The sequence below is a fragment of the Paraplanobispora takensis genome (assembly GCF_016863195.1).
GTDB lineage: Bacteria > Actinomycetota > Actinomycetes > Streptosporangiales > Streptosporangiaceae > Planobispora > Planobispora takensis.
In genome coordinates this window covers 61,181-74,309 of the sequence record NZ_BOOK01000030.1, presented here as the reverse complement: position 1 = coordinate 74,309, position 13,129 = coordinate 61,181, and the positions used below count along the sequence as shown (strand labels likewise).

The window sequence follows — 13,129 nt, the reverse complement described above, 5'->3', positions numbered from 1 at the left end:
CGGTTGGAAAGGCTCCGCGGCCCGTATGACGGGTCGCGGAGCGTCCTTTTCCCCGGCCGACTTTCCCCCGGCCGTCCTTTCCACGGTCCTCCCTCCCCGGTGCTCCTTTCTCCCTTCTCCCGGTCCTCCTTCCCCAGCTCTCCTTCCCCAGCTCTCCTTCCCCAGCTCTCCTTCCCCAGCTCTCCTTCCCCAGCTCTCCCGCCCCGGCCCTCAGGCCGCGGCGCTCTCCTGCGCCGGCTCCGTGACCGCCGGGTAGGCGCCGACGATGAGCTCGCGGCCCCGGTTGCCCCGGCCCAGCAGCTCGGCCACCGCGCCGGAGGCCGTACCGCCCGGAGCCCGCAGCGCGGAGGCGACGGCGGCCAGGTCGCGCGCCACCGCCTCCAGGTGCTCGGCGACCGGCTCCGCGTTCTGCCCGAGGATGTCGCACCACAGACCGGCGGGGCTGCCCGCGACCCGGGTCACGTCCCACAGCCCCGTGCCCGCCAGCGACAGCGCCGACCGGTCGGCGTCGGCGAACCTGGCCGCCAGCGCCGCCGAGACCACGTACGGCGCGTGCGAGACCGCGGCGGCGGCCCGGTCGTGCTCCTGCGGCCCGATCAGTACGGCCCGCGCCCCGCAGGCCGCGACCAGCTCGCCCACGGCCCGCATCGCGTGCGGCGAGGCCTGCGGGTGCGGGCACAGGGCCCAGCGCCGGTCGGTGAACAGGTCCGCGCGGGCGGCGCCCGGGCCCGACAGCTCGCGCCCGGCCATCGGGTGCCCCGGCACGTAGCTCCTCAGGTCGCACCCGGCGAGCGCGGCCTCCCCGAGGATGCGGGCCTTCGTGCTGGCGACGTCGGTGTAGACGGCGCCCAGCCCGCGGGCCTGGGCCTCGCGCAGCGTGGCGGCGACCGTCGAGGGCGGGGTGGCGACGACCACCACGTCGGCGGGGGGCGCCTCGGCGGGCAGCGCGACGCCCGCCCCCATGCGCACCGCCTGCAGCAGCGACCGCGGGTCGTGGTCGGCCAGTGTCACCTGCACGCCCAGGCGCCGCAGCGCGAGCGCCACCGAGGTGCCGATCAGGCCGCAGCCGATCACCGAGACACGGCGGATCGCCGGACCGCCCCCGGCATCGCGGCGATCCGGTCGCGGCCCCGGGTCTTCGTCGGGCCGGGTGCCGTGGTGGACCGGTCGCAGCGCCACGTCGTCGCGACGGGCCGGTCGCGATGCGGGATCTGCGCCGGCCGGAGCGGTGGGACGGGTCCGGGGCCGTGCGCCGTGGGGGAGTTCGGGGCCCGCGGCCCCGCAACCGGCTCGCCCGGAGATCTGCTGGATGTCGTGGATCGCCATGTCCGCTGCTTTCTGTGGTCGCTCCCACGACCTGATCGCCTGCTCGGCGACGGATCGTGCGGTGAGCCGGTCGGTTCTCTCATGGCAATGCTCCGCTCCGGACGGCCGGGAGAGCAGTGCGGACGCTGGCCGCAAGCTGCCGGGCGGCGCCAGTTTCCTGTCAGCGGACCCCGCGGGGGAATGCCGGCGCGGTGACCGGGTAGCACAGGCACGTGAAGCTTGAGGACTGGTTCCTCACCGACGAGGAGCGGGGCAACCCCGCGACCAAGCTCGACGCCTGGTCGACGGGCAACCTGGTGCGCCCGCTCATCCACGGTGCCGCCTATTTCGCCGAGCTCGCGGCCTGCATCGACGGGCTCGGCAAGGACGACCTGCTGCTGTTCGCCGACTGGCGCGGCGACCCCGACGAGCGGCTCGCCGACGGAGGTCCCGCGATCGCCGAGGCGATGGCCCGGGCGGCGGGCAGGGGAGCGCTGGTCAGGGGGCTGATCTGGCGATCGCACCTGGACTGGCTGCGCTTCAGCTCCGAGGAGAACAGGCACCTCGGCGAGAAGATCGAGGCCGCCGGCGGTCAGTGCCTGCTCGACACCCGGGTACGGCCCGGCGGGTCGCACCACCAGAAGTTCGTCATCATGCGCCACGACGAGGACGCCTCCCTGGACGTGGCCTTCCTCGGGGGGATCGACCTGTGCCACAGCCGCCGGGACGACGCCCGGCACCGGGGAGACCCGCAGGCCGTGGCCATGCCCGGGGTCTACGGCGACCGGCCGCCCTGGCACGACGTCCAGGCGATGATCAAGGGCCCGGCCGTGGCCGAGGTGGAGAAGGTCTTCTGCGAGCGCTGGGAGGACCCCGCCCCGGAGACCCGCCACCCGATCAAGCGCCTGCGCGACCACTTCGAGCGGATGGACGACGTGCCGCCGCTGCCGGACCCGGGACCGCCCCCCGAGCCTGTGGGGACGCACGCCGTACAGCTGCTGCGGACCTATCCCTACCGGCGCAGCGCGTACCCGTTCGCGCCGCAGGGGGAGCGGAGCGTGGCCAGGGCCTACCAGAAGGTGCTGCGGGCGGCGAGCTCGCTCGTCTATCTGGAGGACCAGTACCTGTGGTCCACCGAGGTGATCGAGCCGTTCGCCGAGGCCCTGGAGCGCGAGCCGGAGCTGCGCATGATCATCGTCGTGCCCCGCCACCCCGACCAGGACGGCTGGCTCGCCGGGCCGGCCAGCCTGATCGGCAGGGCCGACGCGCTGGCCAGGCTGCAGAGGGCCGGCGGGGACCGGGTCGCGGTCTACGACATCGAGAACCACGAGAACACGCCGGTGTACGTGCACGCCAAGGTGTGCGTGGTCGACGACGTGTGGGCCACGATCGGCTCGGACAACGTCAACCTGCGGTCGTGGACCTACGACTCGGAGCTGAGCTGCGCGGTGATCGACGAGGAGCCCGACCCGCGCCCGCCCGGCGGGGCCGGCCGCTTCCCCCGGGAACTGCGCCTGGCGCTGGCGGCCGAGCACCTGGACCGCGAACCGTCCGACGTGGACGACCTGTGCGATCCCAAGATCGCCTTCGAGGAGTTCGCCAGGGCCGCGGCGGAGCTGGAGGCCTGGCACCACAGCGGTCGCGCGGGCCCGCGCCCGCCCGGACGGCTGCGCCCGCACCCGACTCCGGAGCTGGGCCGGCTGCGCCGGACGCTGGCCCTGCCGATGTACCGCATGGCGGTGGACCCCGACGGGCGTCCGCCCGCGCTGAGGCGCTCGAAGAGGTTCTGAGGACGACCCGCTGCCGAGGGCATCGCGCTCGCGGGGGCAACCCGGGATAACCGATCCGTCTATCCATAAAAATACGTAGTCGGCGTCCTGGCGCCCCGCCATCGTCTGCGCATGGACGGCTCACCGCTGATCGACATCGTCCGCGCGGCCCTGTCCCGCGCGGACGGGGCCCGGACCTGGGACATCAGGACGGACGAGTTCTGGTGCTTCGTCACCCCCGACGGCCACGGCGCCCGCGACCAGGGCTGGAAGCTGCACGTGTCGGCCACCGGCGGCTCGGCGCCCGCCGTCCTGGACCGGAGCGCGGACGTGCTGGCCGGCCGGGGCTGCGCGTTCAAGTTCGCCCGCACGCCCGAGCACGTCGACCTGCTCGGCTCGCGCATGTTCGACCGGGGCGGGGCGGGCAAGTTCATCACGGCCTACCCCGACGACGACGACCACTTCCGCGAGCTCGCCGCGGAGTTGGACCGTGCCACCCTCGGCCTGCAGGGGCCGGAGATCCTCTCCGACCGCCCCTACCGGCCGGGAAGCCTGGTCCACTACCGCTACGGCGTCTTCCACGGCCGTCGCGAGCTCACCGTGGACGGGGACTACAGGTACCTGCTCGTCGACCCCGCCGGTTCCCCCGTCGAGGACCGGCGCAACGCCTGGTTCAGCGCGCCGCGGTGGGCCCCGCCTCCCTTCCCCGGCTACGTGGCTCCCGAGCCCCGGCCGGAGCGGCCCCCCGAGGTGCTGCTCAAGGGGCGGTACCTGGCGCGCGTGGCCTACCGCCACACCACCAAGGGCGGTGTCTTCCGGGGGACCGACACCCGCACCGGCCGGGAGGTGATCATCAAGCAGGCCCGGCCGTACCTGGAGGCGAGCGCCGACGGGACGGACATCCGCGACCGGCTCCGCGACGAGGCGACCGCCCTGGACCGGCTGGCGCCCCTGGGCGTCGTGCCGGGCAGGATCGACCTGTTCGAGCAGGAGGGGCACCTGTTCCTGGTGGAGGAGCTGGTGTCCGGCCGCTCGCTGGAGCGCTGGGTCGGCGAGCGGCCCGGCAGCGAGCCCGGCCCGCCCTGGCCGATGGCCCGCGCGCTGGCAGGCGGCCTGATCCGGCTGGTGTCGGCCGTCCACGACGCCGGGCTGGTGCTGCGTGACATCTCCCCGGGGAACGTGATGGTGTCCGACGAGGGCCGGGTCCGGCTCGTCGACCTGGAGTTCGCGGTCCCCGCCGGGCGGGTCGTCGAGGTGGTCGGCACCCCCGGTTACATCGCCCCCGAGTGCCTCGGGGGTCCCGGCCCGGTGGCCGCCACCCCCGAGGCGGACTGCTACGGGCTGGGCGCGCTGGTCTTCCTCGTCGCCACCGGGCGCAAGCCCGTGCTCCCCGAGGACGAGACGTACGGCCGCCCGGCCGGGGACGTCCTGGAGGACTGGACTGCCCTGGCCGCCGAGCACGGGGAGGCCGCCCGGCGCCTGGCCCCGCTGATCTCCGGCCTGATGGACGGCGACCCCGGGCGGCGCTGGACGGCCGGGCGGGCCGGGGCGTTCGTGCGCCGCCCCGGGACGGCGCCGCCCTCCCGGCGGTCCGCCACCGACCCCGGGCGGCTCCTGGCCGACGGCACCGCCTACCTGCTGGCGCAGATGAGGCCCGACGACCCCGGGCGCCTGTGGCCGTCCGGCCGCTTCGGCCAGGGCACCGACCCGTGCAACGTCCAGCACGGCGCCGCGGGGGTGGCCGCCGTGCTCGCCCGCCTCACGGCGAACGATCCCGCCCTGGCCGGGCCCCTTCGTACGGCCTGCGGATGGATGGAGCGGCGCGCGGCCGAGGAGCCGGTCACGCTGCCCGGCCTGCAGTTCGGGCGCTCGGGCACCGTCTGGGCGTTGCACGAGGCGGCGCGGGCCCTCGACGACGCCGAACTGGCCGGCCGGGCGGCCGGGCTGGCCATGGGCCTGCCCGTGGCCTGGCCCATCTCCGACGTGTGCCACGGCGTGGCCGGCAGCACCCTGGCCCACGTGCGGCTGTGGCGGGACGGCGGGCGGCCGGAACTGCTGGACCGGATCGACCGGTGCGCCGACGGGCTGGTCGCCGCGGCCTCGCGGCGGGACGACGGCGTGTTCTGGCCGGTGCCGGCGGAGCTCGACTCCCACTTCGCCGGTGCGACGCACTACGGCTTCGCGCACGGCAGCGCGGGCGTCGGTTACGCGCTGCTGAACGCGGCGCAGGTCACCGGCCGGTCCGACTGCCTGGAACTGGCCCGCCTGGCGGGGGACACCCTGGTGGCCGCGGCCGTCCGCGAGGAGGGGGCCGCCTGGTGGGGCCAGGCGCCCGACGACCCGGGCCGGCTGGCCTACTGGTGCAACGGCGCCACCGGGGCCGGGCTGTTCCTGGTGCGGCTGTGGCGGGCCACGGGCGTCGGACGCTACGGCGAACTGGCCGCGCTCGCGGCCGTCGCCGTCCATCGCACGCGCTGGCACATGACGCCGTCGATCTGCCACGGGCTGGCGGGCAACGGCCACTTCCTGCTGGACATGGCCGATCTCACCGGCGACGGGCGCTACCGCCGCTGGGCGGACGATCTGGCGGTGTGCATGTGCCTGCAGTACATCGTCCGGGAGGGCCGCCTGCTCATCCCGGATGAGACCGGCGTCGCGGTCGTCCCCGACTACGGCGTGGGTCTCTCGGGCGCGCTCGCCTTCCTGCACCGCCTCCAGCACGGCGGAGCGAGCCCGTTCATGGCCGACTGAGGACGCAGGAGGGAGGTGAAGACCATGGGCAACGTGGTCACGTCGGTGTCCGCTCTGCAGATGTTGCCGGAGGTGGGGCTCGCTGAGCTCGGCGTGCACGGCCGTGCGGCCTGCTGCACGATCACCAAGACGGACAAGACGACGTGTACGGAGATCACCCGGACGACGCACTGCTCGCCGACCGGAACCCAGATCTGACGACGCGCCGCCGGTGCGGAGGAGACACCGGTCCGATGCCGCCACGAGCCCCCGGCCCCCGGCCGGGGGCTCCCGCGTGTTCGGCCGGATGTTCGAAATCAGGGCCTTATAGTCGTTGACTTATATAAGCGAGCACTGTTAATTTCCTTCCTGGGCGCGCGACCGGCGTGCGGAGAAGGGAAGAAGCTCATGATCGATGTGACCAGCCAGATCAACGCGGTACGGCGCACGCTCGGCAGCCGGGTGCTGGAGGCGGGCGAGGCCCGCACCATGACCGTCAGCCAGACCTACGACGCCCCCGTCGAGGACGTCTGGGACGCCTGCACCGACTCCGAGCGCATCTCCCGGTGGTTCATGCCCGTCTCGGGGGAGCTGAAGGTCGGCGGCCACTACCGGCTCGAGGGCAACGCCAGCGGGACGATCGAGCGGTGCGACCCGCCGCAGAGCTTCGCCGCCACGTGGGAGAACGGCGGGATGGTCAGCTGGATCGAGGTCCGGCTGACGCCGGAGGCCGGCGGCACCCGCTTCGAGCTGGAGCACACCGCCCACGTCGACGAGCACCTGTGGGCCGAGTACGGCCCGGGCGCGGTCGGCATCGGCTGGGACATGGCGCTGATGGGCCTGGCCCTGCACCTGTCGTCCGGGGCGGGCGTCGACCCGCAGGAGGCCGCGGCCTGGCCGCTGTCGGAGGAGGGCAGGCGTTTCACGACGCTCAGCAGCCAGGCGTGGCGGGACGCCAGCATCGCGGCGGGCACGGACGAGGCCCAGGCCCGGGCCGCCGCCGACCGCGTCACGGCCGCCTACACCGCCGCACCCGAGGAGCCGTCCGAGGAGCAGCCGCAGTCCTGACCGGCCGTCCGGGAGCGGCGCCCCGGCCGCCCCGGACGGAGCCCGGCCGGGCCCGGGGGCGCACGGGGCTCGGCGGGCCCCCGCGTCAGGGCTCCGCGGGGGTGGCCGGGGCGGCTCCGGGGACGCACACTGTGCGCATGTTGTCTTACTCCAGCGCGACGGCGGGCAGCCCGCTGCTCGGCGAGACCATCGGAGAGAACTTCGAGCGGACCGTCCGGCGGTTCGGCGACCGGGAGGCGCTCGTCGACGTGCCGAGCGGGCGCCGGTGGACCTACGCCGAGCTGAACGCAGAGGTCGACGGGCTCGCCCTGGCACTGCTGGCCCGGGGGATCGCCAAGGGCGACCGGGTGGGCATCTGGGCGCCCAACATCCCCGAGTGGGTGCTCGTGCAGTACGCGACGGCGAAGATCGGCGCGATCCTGGTCAACGTCAACCCCGCCTACCGCGGTCACGAGCTGGCGTACGTGGTCGGGCAGTCCGGGATGCGGCTGCTGATCAGCGCGGCCGGGCACAAGGGCGCCGACTACCGGGCGATGATCGAGGAGATCGGGTTCGGCGACGCGGTCTGCATCGGCGACCCCTCCTGGCAGAGGCTCCTGGCGGAGCGGGCCCCCGGGCACCGCCTGCGCGAGCGGGCGGCCACGCTGGCCTTCGACGACCCGATCAACATCCAGTACACCTCGGGGACCACGGGCTTCCCCAAGGGGGCGACGCTGTCGCACCACAACATCCTCAACAACGGCTACTTCGTCGGCGAGCTCCTGCACTACGGCGAGACCGACCGGGTGTGCCTGCCCGTGCCCTTCTACCACTGCTTCGGCATGGTCATGGGCAACCTCGGGGCCGCCTCACACGGCGCGTGCGTGGTCATCCCCTCGGCGGGCTTCGACCCCGCGGCGACCCTGCGCGCGGTGCAGGAGGAGCGCTGCACCTCGCTGTACGGCGTGCCGACCATGTTCATCGCCGAGCTCGCCCTGGCCGGGGAGTACGACCTGTCCGGCCTGCGCACCGGCATCATGGCCGGCTCCCCGTGCCCCGTCGAGGTGATGAAGCGCGTCGTCGGCGAGATGAACATGGAGGAGGTCGCCATCTGCTACGGCATGACGGAGACCTCGCCCGTCTCGACGATGACCAGGAGCGACGACGGCCTGGCGCGCCGTACCGAGACCGTCGGGCGGGTCATGCCGCACGTCGAGGTCAAGATCGTGCATCCGGAGACGGGGCTCGTGCTGCCGCGCGGCGAGGCCGGCGAGCTGTGCACCCGGGGCTACTCGGTGATGCTCGGCTACTGGGACGAGCCGGGCAGGACCGCCGAGGTGATCGACGAGGCCCGCTGGATGCACACCGGAGACCTGGCCACCATGGACGAGGACGGCTACGTCAACGTGGTCGGCCGGATCAAGGACATGGTGATCCGCGGCGGCGAGAACATCTACCCGCGCGAGATCGAGGAGTTCCTCTACGGTCACCCCGACATCGCCGACGTGCAGGTCGTCGGCGTACCGGATGAGAAGTACGGCGAGGAGCTCATGGCCTGGATCGTCATGCGCGCCGGTGCCGGGCCGCTGACCGCCGAGGCCGTCAGGGAGTTCTGCGCCGGCCGGCTCGCCCACTACAAGATCCCCCGCTACGTCCACGTGGTCGACGGCTTCCCCATGACGGTGACCGGTAAGATCCGCAAGGTGGAGATGCGGGAGCGGGGCGTCGAGCTGCTGGGGCTGCACGGCGCGGCCGCGGTGCGCAACGCCTGACACGGACCCGGTACGGCGGGCGCCCGGATCCCGCGCCTTCGCGCGACGCGCGGGCCGTCCCTCCGGCCGTGGTCCCGTCTCGGGGCCGGGATCGCGTTAGGAACCGGGCGGCTCGGGCAGAAAGACAACTCCCTTCACAGGTCCGGCGGAGGGAGCGGGACATGCGGAACGCGGCTGAGGGCGGCGCGGAGTTCACGGTCACCACGAGCACGTACAACGAGGTGATCATCGTACGTGCCGGGGGAGAGCTCGACCTCGCCTCCGCACCGCTGCTGCGCGAGCATCTGAACGGCGTCTGGGAGCTGCCCGCCGCCTCCCTGCTCATCCTGGACCTGACGGAGGTCGGCTTCTGCGACTCCACCGGCCTGGGCGAACTCGTCAGGACGCTGAAGCGCAGCCAGGCCCGCGGCACCCGGCTGGTGCTCACCGGGGTCCACGGGCCGGTGGCCCGGGTGCTGGCCCTGTCGGGACTGCGCAGCGCGTTCGAGGTCCACCCCACCGCCGACGAGGCCATGCGCGTGGCGGGCGGTCTCCACGAGAGACCGGGCCGCGAACGCTTCACCCCGGCGTCGTGAAGGAGGGTCCCTCCCGCCCCGTCAGCGCAGGACGGCCCGGCTCCGCATCGCGCGGCAGTACCACCAGAACGCGATGGACAGGACGCCGACACCGATGTCGAACAGGCTCATCTGCGGCCCGAGGATGTCCCACCGGTCCCGGAAGGCGAATGTGAGGATCAGCAGCGACAGCTGGGCCAGCGCGGTCGTCAGGGCCAGCGGCACCGCCCGGCGGGAGCGCAGGATCGCAGCCGCCGCGCAGAGGAGACCTCCGGCGACGTTGAGGGTCCACAGGACGCCGAGACCGAACGGATAGTCGGTGAAGTAGCCGATCTGAGGCTCCCCGTAGCCCTGGGCGGCCAAGTAGTCCGGGTTCAGCGTGCGCGTGAGCACGTAGTCCCGGGTGCCGCCGACGTAGAGCGCGAGCATGAACAGCCCGAAGACCCACAGATGCCAAGGTGCGCGGCTCAGCCGGGGGCTCTCCGCCGCGGCCGGCATGACGTCTTCACCCATCGTCGTCGCGATCCTTCCGGGCGTCGAGCACGGTCTCGGCGAGGTGGACGAAGTCGTCGTTGCGCAGCACCGCGATGCCGCGCTCCACATCCGCCAGCAGCAGCAACGTGTCTCCGGGAACGATCCCGAACATCTCCCGCATGTCCTTCGGGATGACGATCTGGCCGCGGTCCCCGACCTTCGCGGTCCCGGCGAGCTTCCCCGGCGGTGGTGGCGTCAAATCAGCTCCAGGTAGGTTCGTTCCTACTTTTCATACATTTCATACTGAACCTACAGTACGCATCGGATGCCGGGGAATGCCGTCGTCAAAAGATCTCCGGTCGTGCCCGGGCGCGACCGTCCGGGCCGCGAGGGCTACGACCGGAACCGGCCGGGCGGTTTGTCGTACGTCGGCCAGGCGTCCTGCGCCACCCGCGCCCTCCACCGACGCACGTAGTCCCGGAACCCGTCCTCCGACCACGGCATGTCCAGCCACTCCTGGACGGCGAGTCCGAACTCGCGCATGGCCAGGTCGTCGGCGTCGGCCCCGTAGTCGACGGGCCAGCCGCCGAGGATGTCGTCGATCTTCATCCAGGCGCGGTAGAGCTCGCCCGCCCCCCACAGACCCTCGCAGTAAGGCGACTGCGTACAGGTCCACGCCGCTTCGACGACGTGGTCGCGTACATGCCACACCCCCTCGCGGGCGAGGGCGATCTCCATGAGCGGATGAACCTCCGCGATGAACCCGGCGAGCACTATCAGGTCCACAGGCTCGAGGTCGGTCATGACTCCAGCATCGCAAGGAATGCCGGACTTCTCACGATCAGCTCGGCGGGGCCCCGGCGCTCTCCGTTGCGCCGGGTGAAGGGCATGTCACGAGGAACGGCCGCGGCGGCGGGTCTCGCCCAGATAGTCCTCCAGGGCGTCGCGGGTGGCGCGCAGTGCGGGGTCGGCGGTCTCGAAGGTGCGCTGGGCGACCCCGACGAAGATGCAGTCGACGATCAGCAGCTGGCTGATCCGGCTGGCCAGGGCGCCGGGCCGGAAGGCGGTCTCGCGCCCGGCGGAGACCAGGACGTGGTCGGCGAGTTCGCCCAGCGACGAGCGCGGGTTGTTGGTGATCGCCACGGTCGCGGCCCCGCCCTTGCGCGCGGTGCGCATCGGTCCCAGGACGTCGGGGGTCTCACCGGTGCAGCTCACGCCCACCGCCACGTCACCCTCCCTGACCAGAGCGGCGCTGGTGACCGCCAGGTGCGCGTCGGTGAAGGAGTGGCCGGACAGCCCGATCCGCATCAGCTTCTGCGCCATGTCGACCGCCACCAGCCCGGAGGCCCCCACCCCGTAGACGTCCACCCGGCGGGCGGCGGACACGGCCGCCACGACCGCGTCCAGCGTGTCGGGGGACAGCTGCGCGGCGGTGTCGGCCAGCGCCTCCGACTCGGCCCGGGTGACCTTCGCGATCACGTCGGTGAGCGGGTCGTCGGGGCCCAGGTCGCCGGGGACCAGGCGTTCGGGCGTCTCCCTGGCCACGGCGGCGGCCAGGGCGAAGCGCAACTGGGAGTAGCCGGCGAAGCCGAGGGCCCGGGCGGTGCGCACGATGGTGGCCTCGCTGGTCCCGGAGACCGAGCTGAACTCGGTGATCGTGCTGCGCGCCACCATCGCGGGATCGTCGAGGATGAGGCGGGCGATGGACTGGGCGGCGGGGGTGAGGGAGGGCAGGACCGCCCGGACCGTCGCCACGAGGTTCACCGGAGTGGGGCCGTCGTCGCTCATGCGCGTCCCTCACGGTGAAGACGTCCGGCTGCGGTCCCGGTGGGGCCGTCGTGCTCGTTCATGCGTCCACCCTCTCCTGTCGAGATCAGCTTATTTGTCACCGGTCAGCCATCGCGCGACGACGCGGGAGGAGGCCCGCGAAATCCCATGTGTAGCGACATATACCGCTCCAATCGGCTCATCGGGAATGCCGGTCTCCACCACGATCGCGTCGGGGCGGCGCCGTACGGCCTGCGCCAGCAGCTCCCGCGCCCGGGAATGGCGCCCGGCGTCGTGCACGACCAGCACGACCTGCCGATCGTCCGGCAGCTCCGGCAGCCCGGGCGTACCGGAGACGACGGTGCGGCCCGCCGTACCGGGCAGCAGCTCGCCGAGGGCGCCGAGCAGGCCGGTGGGGGTCGAGGGGTCGACCGCCATGTTCAGCCGGGGCGCGATGTCGACGACCAGCGGAGCCCCGGAGAGCACGGGACCCTGAGCGCGGCCGTCCGCGACCACCACCCGCAGGGCCGCGCGGGCGGCCTCCATCCCCAGCTCCTCGTCCTCGTCCCGCACGGGACCCGCCCCCGGGACGATCGCCTCCGCCCGGGGGAGGGGCGCGGTCTCCCGCACCCCGGCCTCCTGCACGGCGGCCCTTCGCGCGTCCGCCCGGGCGGCGTGCCAGGCGGCGAGGGCGAGCACGCGGGAGGCCGCCTCGGCCAGCCGTTCCTCGGCGAGCCGCCCGTCGTGCACGGCCTCGACGATCGCATCGCGCAGCGCGAGGACGCTCTCGCCGCCGGGGGAGGAGACCCCGGCGCAGACGGCGTCCGCGCCCGCCGCCAGCGCGCGGACCGCGATCTCGCCGGGCGGGTGGAGGGCGGCCACGGCGCGCATCTCGATCGCGTCGGTGACGAGCACGCCCTCGAAGCCCAGCTCCTCGCGGAGCAGGCCGGTGAGGACGCGGCGGCTCAATGTGGCCGGGACCGCCGGGTCGAGTGCCGGCACCAGCAGATGACCGCACATCACGGCCCGGACGCCGGCCTCGATCGCCGCGCGGAACGGCGGCAGGTCGCGCTCGCGGAGCAGGCCGAGGGGGGCGTGCACGGTCGGCAGCGCGAGATGGGAGTCGGTGACCGTGTCACCGTGACCGGGGAAGTGCTTGGCGCAGGCGGCCACGCCCGCGCTCTGCAGTCCCCGGACCCAGGCGGCGGTGTGCCGGGCGACGAGACCGGGCTCCGGGCCGAAGGAGCGCACGCCGATCACCGGGTTGGCCGGGTTCGCGTTGACGTCGGCGACCGGGGCGTAGTCGAGGGTGATGTCCGCCCCGGCCAGGAGGCGGCCGATCGCGCGGGCGACCCGCTCGGTGCGCCCGGGGTCGCCGGCCACGCCGAGCGCCCGGTTGCCGGGGAAGGAACTGCCCGTGCGGGCCTCCAGCCGGGTGACCGTCCCGCCCTCCTCGTCGACGGCGACCACCACGGCCGGGTTCTCGCTCCGCAGCCCGGCCACGAGCTCGGCCGTCTGCGCGGGACCGGTGAGGTTGCGGGCGAACAGCACCGCGCCGCCCAGGCCCTGCCCGAGAGCCCGGCGCAGCCAGCCGGGAGGGGCGGTGCCGTCGAAGCCCGGCTGGAGCACGGTCATGGCGAGCCGGGCCAGGCCGGGGCTGCTGTGGGGCATGGTTCAACCTTCCCGTCGGGCGCGGTGCGGGGTGGGGCCC

The 13,129-nt window shown here is 73.6% G+C and carries 12 protein-coding genes; 6 read left to right on the top strand and 6 right to left on the bottom strand.

All coding sequences use genetic code 11. The features are described 5' to 3' along the window. Nucleotides 1-210 precede the first annotated feature (210 nt). On the bottom strand, nt 211-1,326 hold the full coding sequence (locus tag Pta02_RS20170) for a prephenate dehydrogenase (protein ID WP_203876431.1): 1,116 nt from the start codon (nt 1,324-1,326) through the stop codon (nt 211-213). Between the two features lie 212 nt (nt 1,327-1,538). Here Pta02_RS20170 and Pta02_RS20165 point away from each other — a divergent pair, with 212 nt between their 5' ends. The 6 genes from Pta02_RS20165 (at nt 1,539) to Pta02_RS20140 (ending at nt 9,198) form a co-directional block, all read left to right on the top strand. Continuing rightward, nucleotides 1,539-3,095: a phospholipase D family protein gene (locus tag Pta02_RS20165; RefSeq protein WP_203876430.1), complete on the top strand. Its 1,557-nt coding sequence runs from the start codon at nt 1,539-1,541 to the stop codon at nt 3,093-3,095. A gap of 111 nt (nt 3,096-3,206) precedes the next feature. Next, nucleotides 3,207-5,825 carry a class IV lanthionine synthetase LanL gene (gene lanL / locus Pta02_RS20160; protein ID WP_203876429.1) on the top strand — a complete coding sequence of 873 codons (2,619 nt, stop codon included), beginning with the start codon at nt 3,207-3,209 and terminating at the stop codon, nt 5,823-5,825. 24 nt (nt 5,826-5,849) lie between these two features. Beyond that, complete coding sequence (locus Pta02_RS20155) at nt 5,850-6,023, top strand: hypothetical protein (RefSeq protein WP_203876428.1); 174 nt, start codon at nt 5,850-5,852, stop codon at nt 6,021-6,023. A 189-nt stretch (nt 6,024-6,212) separates the two neighbouring features. Further along, on the top strand, nt 6,213-6,872 hold the full coding sequence (locus Pta02_RS20150) for an SRPBCC family protein (protein ID WP_203876427.1): 660 nt from the start codon (nt 6,213-6,215) through the stop codon (nt 6,870-6,872). A gap of 137 nt (nt 6,873-7,009) precedes the next feature. Continuing rightward, nucleotides 7,010-8,623 carry an AMP-binding protein gene (locus Pta02_RS20145; protein ID WP_203876426.1) on the top strand — a complete coding sequence of 538 codons (1,614 nt, stop codon included), beginning with the start codon at nt 7,010-7,012 and terminating at the stop codon, nt 8,621-8,623. 161 nt (nt 8,624-8,784) lie between these two features. After that, nucleotides 8,785-9,198 carry an anti-sigma factor antagonist gene (locus Pta02_RS20140; protein ID WP_203876425.1) on the top strand — a complete coding sequence of 138 codons (414 nt, stop codon included), beginning with the start codon at nt 8,785-8,787 and terminating at the stop codon, nt 9,196-9,198. 21 nt (nt 9,199-9,219) lie between these two features. Here Pta02_RS20140 and Pta02_RS20135 read toward each other — a convergent pair whose 3' ends face one another. From Pta02_RS20135 to Pta02_RS20115, 5 genes are all read right to left on the bottom strand, one after another. Further along, nucleotides 9,220-9,690: a hypothetical protein gene (locus Pta02_RS20135; protein WP_203876424.1), complete on the bottom strand. Its 471-nt coding sequence runs from the start codon at nt 9,688-9,690 to the stop codon at nt 9,220-9,222. Further along, nucleotides 9,683-9,910, bottom strand: coding sequence for an AbrB/MazE/SpoVT family DNA-binding domain-containing protein (locus Pta02_RS20130; protein ID WP_203876423.1), 228 nt, complete (start codon nt 9,908-9,910; stop codon nt 9,683-9,685). Before Pta02_RS20130 ends, Pta02_RS20135 begins: the two co-directional genes overlap by 8 nt. A gap of 134 nt (nt 9,911-10,044) precedes the next feature. Then, on the bottom strand, nt 10,045-10,455 hold the full coding sequence (locus Pta02_RS20125) for a hypothetical protein (protein ID WP_203876422.1): 411 nt from the start codon (nt 10,453-10,455) through the stop codon (nt 10,045-10,047). A gap of 87 nt (nt 10,456-10,542) precedes the next feature. Beyond that, nucleotides 10,543-11,439, bottom strand: a complete 897-nt coding sequence (locus Pta02_RS20120) for a MurR/RpiR family transcriptional regulator (RefSeq protein WP_203876421.1) — start codon at nt 11,437-11,439, stop codon at nt 10,543-10,545. A gap of 90 nt (nt 11,440-11,529) precedes the next feature. Beyond that, nucleotides 11,530-13,089 (bottom strand): glycoside hydrolase family 3 protein, encoded by a 1,560-nt coding sequence (locus Pta02_RS20115; protein ID WP_203876420.1) that lies wholly within the window; start codon nt 13,087-13,089, stop codon nt 11,530-11,532. Nucleotides 13,090-13,129 lie beyond the last annotated feature (40 nt).

Bases quoted from the DNA above. Each gene is read 5' to 3' on its own strand.
- Pta02_RS20170 (WP_203876431.1), bottom strand. From the start codon at position 1,326: ATGGCGATCCACGACATCCAGCAGATCTCCGGGCGAGCCGGTTGCGGG.
- lanL (WP_203876429.1), top strand. From the start codon at position 3,207: ATGGACGGCTCACCGCTGATCGACATCGTCCGCGCGGCCCTGTCCCGC.
- Pta02_RS20155 (WP_203876428.1), top strand. From the start codon at position 5,850: ATGGGCAACGTGGTCACGTCGGTGTCCGCTCTGCAGATGTTGCCGGAG.
- Pta02_RS20150 (WP_203876427.1), top strand. From the start codon at position 6,213: ATGATCGATGTGACCAGCCAGATCAACGCGGTACGGCGCACGCTCGGC.
- Pta02_RS20145 (WP_203876426.1), top strand. From the start codon at position 7,010: ATGTTGTCTTACTCCAGCGCGACGGCGGGCAGCCCGCTGCTCGGCGAG.
- Pta02_RS20140 (WP_203876425.1), top strand. From the start codon at position 8,785: ATGCGGAACGCGGCTGAGGGCGGCGCGGAGTTCACGGTCACCACGAGC.
- Pta02_RS20135 (WP_203876424.1), bottom strand. From the start codon at position 9,690: ATGGGTGAAGACGTCATGCCGGCCGCGGCGGAGAGCCCCCGGCTGAGC.
- Pta02_RS20125 (WP_203876422.1), bottom strand. From the start codon at position 10,455: ATGACCGACCTCGAGCCTGTGGACCTGATAGTGCTCGCCGGGTTCATC.
- Pta02_RS20120 (WP_203876421.1), bottom strand. From the start codon at position 11,439: ATGAGCGACGACGGCCCCACTCCGGTGAACCTCGTGGCGACGGTCCGG.
- Pta02_RS20115 (WP_203876420.1), bottom strand. From the start codon at position 13,089: ATGCCCCACAGCAGCCCCGGCCTGGCCCGGCTCGCCATGACCGTGCTC.